General features: G+C 50.2%; 3 protein-coding genes. 1 reads left to right on the top strand and 2 read right to left on the bottom strand.

Annotated features, from left to right (window positions below):
* Window positions 1-425 precede the first annotated feature (425 nt).
* Window positions 426-1202 (bottom strand): hypothetical protein, encoded by a 777-nt coding sequence (locus KOR42_RS25935; RefSeq protein WP_146512702.1) that lies wholly within the window; start codon window positions 1200-1202, stop codon window positions 426-428.
* Between the two features lie 228 nt (window positions 1203-1430).
* Between KOR42_RS25935 and KOR42_RS25930 the strand changes: the two genes are divergently transcribed.
* The gene (locus tag KOR42_RS25930; RefSeq protein ID WP_146512701.1) at window positions 1431-1898 is read left to right on the top strand and encodes a methyltransferase family protein; all 468 of its coding nucleotides are present in this window, start codon (window positions 1431-1433) and stop codon (window positions 1896-1898) included.
* A 493-nt stretch (window positions 1899-2391) separates the two neighbouring features.
* On the opposite strand, the gene KOR42_RS25925 is transcribed toward KOR42_RS25930, so the two are convergent.
* A complete protein-coding gene (locus tag KOR42_RS25925) occupies window positions 2392-3291 on the bottom strand; it encodes a hypothetical protein (RefSeq protein ID WP_146512700.1) in 900 nt (299 codons plus the stop codon).
* Between the last annotated feature and the right edge of the window lie 188 nt (window positions 3292-3479).

Genomic DNA, 3479 nt, shown 5'->3' with positions numbered 1-3479 from the left:
GGTAGCTTTCACATGCGATATACTTTCGACGACCGGGAATCCAGAGACGGGTAAACCGCGCATTGATTTTCTCGCTTTGAGCTTGAAGCGACGCTTTTTGCTCTTCAAAGGTCGGGTCTGGCATGATACTTCAACGGGTTGATCGATTTTCAACAGCTAGGATTGACGTTAGAGCCGCAGGATAGGACAAATCGCAATAGGGATACAGCCCGCCCAATGGAGGGGAATTCTGATTCGGGACATCTATTCATCCCACGTTTCGGGGTCATTCCCACCTGCAACTGGCTCAGCTCAGCTCCAATTGATTTCTGCTAGAAAACAACACCTCAGTCAATGGTGGGTTTGCGTCGCACCTCCTAATCCTACCCTACTTTTACTTTGTTCAAGCCGTCAGTGAGAGTTCATTGACCGGTTGTACTCACGACCTACATCTCTTCCTCTCGGGCAGATAATGAATATGGCTTCCATAACCTCAGTCGAATGGTCAGGAGGGCGATCAGGTCGAGCCCAAATAACACGAAGGAAGAAGGCTCCGGGATGGGATGATTCATGTCATTTCGAGTGGCGATCACGAACCCATCAGTGAAGTAGTTGGGATCGGTCGAGGGAAGCGGGCTGCCACTAAATGTCAGAAACGTCGTCTCCCAAGCCAGTTCTCCGTTGATATAAGCGGAGCTGTGACGACGTGATTCCGCGAGATCCGTTGGAATTCCGTTGATATCAACAACGAGTTCCGTTGTTCCTCCCCACCAAGTCAAAGAACTGTCCCCATTTCGAAATTCGATCTGCCCGAACGAAGGGCGAAAGTCCATGAAGAAAATTTCATTTTCGTCGACAAACCAGTTGGGCGGATCGGACACGAAGACTTGTTCAAGGATGCTCAAGTGTTCTTCGTGGAAGGTCGCCGAGGTGATTCCATTCGACACAGTGACAAGAGCATCGACAACTGTCACATTTGCGTCTTCAATAGGGGAAGTACTGAAGGGGCCCTGATCGATATCGATGAATCCGGAGATTTCATATGGAGATGGAGAGGGATTGGTATTTCGATTCGTCTCAACGAGATCCAAGCCGATCCGTTCCCACGTGGTCACACCGTTCTGAATCGATGGATTGCTGACGAAGTTGTAACGTATAATTTCACCGTCTGCAGCCTCCCCGATGACCAATACTGCAAACATCAGAACTGGAATTGGTTTCATGATTGTCTCTCCACGTTTGAGTCTTCACACGAGAGCGAATACGTTCCATTTCAGATGGCTTCTGCGCCAGCAATCCAGTCAAGCGGTGCAGCCAGACACGACATGTGACAACACATTCTCTATTCTCCATTCAATACTTTCAAATGAATACTTGCATGAGAATGAAACCAGCTGCCATTCGCATCAGCGTGGAGCCGACGAAGACTCCACTAAACGTCGGATTTAGAAATGCTGAAGCAACTCGCGGAATCAAAGAAGCATCACCCAGTGCGGCCTCTACTACTTACGCTTGCGCAGTTTGCGTTGGCGGCAGCGATTTTCTTGCAGCATGACTGGAGTCGCGACAATCACGTTGCCAACTTGCTCGTCGTGGCTGGGGTAGCAGTCATGATTTGGGCGACCATTTCGATGGGGACGAAGACGCTGACAGTTTCCCCGACACCGCGACAATCCGCGAGTTTAAAGACGACTGGAGCCTACCGATGGATGCGGCACCCGATGTATTCAGCATTGCTAACCGCAAGCGCCGGATGCGCATTCGCGCCGCCTCGGCTGTCGATTATCACCTGCTGGCTCGGGCTGCTGGGAGTTTTGATGCTGAAGATCAAGTTCGAAGAGAAACTTCTGCGTAAACGTTTTCCCGAGTACACCGAATATCAGGCGAAGACATCCATGCTGATTCCGTTGCTTTTATAGCGAACCTTACGAGCATCATAAGCACAGGTTTGGAGTAGGCATGCTGACGACGCACCAAGCGATTGTCGTACTCACATTCTCGGGAGAACGGTCTTCTTCACTGTGAAGATCGTTGGCAACTCTGCTGCCTCCGAGCGATTTGCACACAATTAGTGCGCTGCCGCAAAAAGACAAACGTGTGATGAGGAACATCACCGGTTACTCGGAGCGGATTTCGAGGTCGAGGGACATTGAGATTTCTTGCAGCTGCGGGTGGTTCGTTTTAGTTTTGCGAGGTGAAGCGTGGCACAAACCGCGGTATCGATGCAGCCCTTCCGTTCGAGGGGAATATTGAATCGGGAAATCTATTCACCCCAGGTTTCGGGGTCGTTCCCACGAACACATGGTTCGGCTCCTCCCCGATCAATTTCTGCAAGAGAATCGTCCAATTGCCAATTGTGGGTCTGCGGCGTACTTCCTTACCCCACTCTATGTCGACTGTCCTTGGGAAGAACTAGAAATCTTCCTCTATGTTCGGTCGCGGTTGGTCGTCCGCCGATTCATCAATTTTAGCTTCGAGTTCTTCGAGAGTAATATTTCTAGGCAGACCATATTTTTCTGGATCCTGCAACACCCACTCCAAACCAGTAGGAATCTGCCTCGAAACCGTTCCACGCTGCGGGTCCATGTCATTGGCATCGACACGGTATTCGAGACACAGATCAGTACCATCTTGGAATTCGTCAGAGCGAAACCCAAGACCAGTAATTTCGAGACTGTGGTCCGGCAACAACCCCTGATTGATCGCGTGCATATCATAGGTCGCAACCCGTCCACCGGGCTCGAAGAAATCTTCCGTACACTCGTGAAAGCCGAAGATCTCTTGCATCTCGAAACCGCTCAAGTCGAGCCCCATATTGATGAAACTGTCCGAACTTTTGCGCCTCGTCTGCTTGCGCGGTGAATTGGCAGTTACATTCTGCGGAAGGCGAATCGAAAGGGTGGCATTCACAATAGTTGCTTGCCCGACGTTCTTTAGACGAAACACAAGTCGGAAGGTCTTTCTGTGTTCGACTGGCTCAAACCTGACGATCGACACTTCGACCTTTCTCTCTCGCACGCTACGGAATCTATATTCCATTTCCTTGTAGAGCTCGTCTCTCCATTGTGTCACTTCCGGTTGCTGCAATCCCTTGGAAACATTTGGGCGGCTATCGTACTCGTCGTGATGTTCAAAGCAAAGAAACGCCAAATTCTCGAAACTACTGTTCGACGAGTCTTGATCAAGGTGTGCTATTTGGCCCTTCACGACATCATCAATTCCATTAAGCCAAAAGCAAAGACAACAGCGCCGTCGACTTTTCAACAGCACTTGTTTTTGTGTCTCAGATGGGATTCTTTTTCTGTTTGCCATTGCAACTGTGGCGTGCTCCCCATTTTCTGATCCAGATGTTATGAGAGTCAACCGACCGATTTTGGTTCGAGGAGACTTTGATGACGAAGCGACGACGACGTAAGCCTGAGCAGATTGTGAAGCTGTTGCAGGAGGGGCAAGCGATGTTGGCGGCAGGAAAGTCGCTGGCTGAGGTGTTGCAGAAGCTG

Origin of the sequence: Thalassoglobus neptunius, assembly GCF_007859735.1 — a bacterium.
GTDB lineage: Bacteria > Planctomycetota > Planctomycetia > Planctomycetales > Planctomycetaceae > Thalassoglobus > Thalassoglobus neptunius.
The sequence above is the reverse complement of the archived record's forward strand: the minus strand, read 5'-3'. Positions and strand labels throughout refer to the sequence as shown.

Bases quoted from the DNA above. Each gene is read 5' to 3' on its own strand.
- KOR42_RS25935 (WP_146512702.1), bottom strand. From the start codon at position 1,202: ATGAAACCAATTCCAGTTCTGATGTTTGCAGTATTGGTCATCGGGGAG.
- KOR42_RS25930 (WP_146512701.1), top strand. From the start codon at position 1,431: ATGCTGAAGCAACTCGCGGAATCAAAGAAGCATCACCCAGTGCGGCCT.
- KOR42_RS25925 (WP_146512700.1), bottom strand. From the start codon at position 3,291: ATGGCAAACAGAAAAAGAATCCCATCTGAGACACAAAAACAAGTGCTG.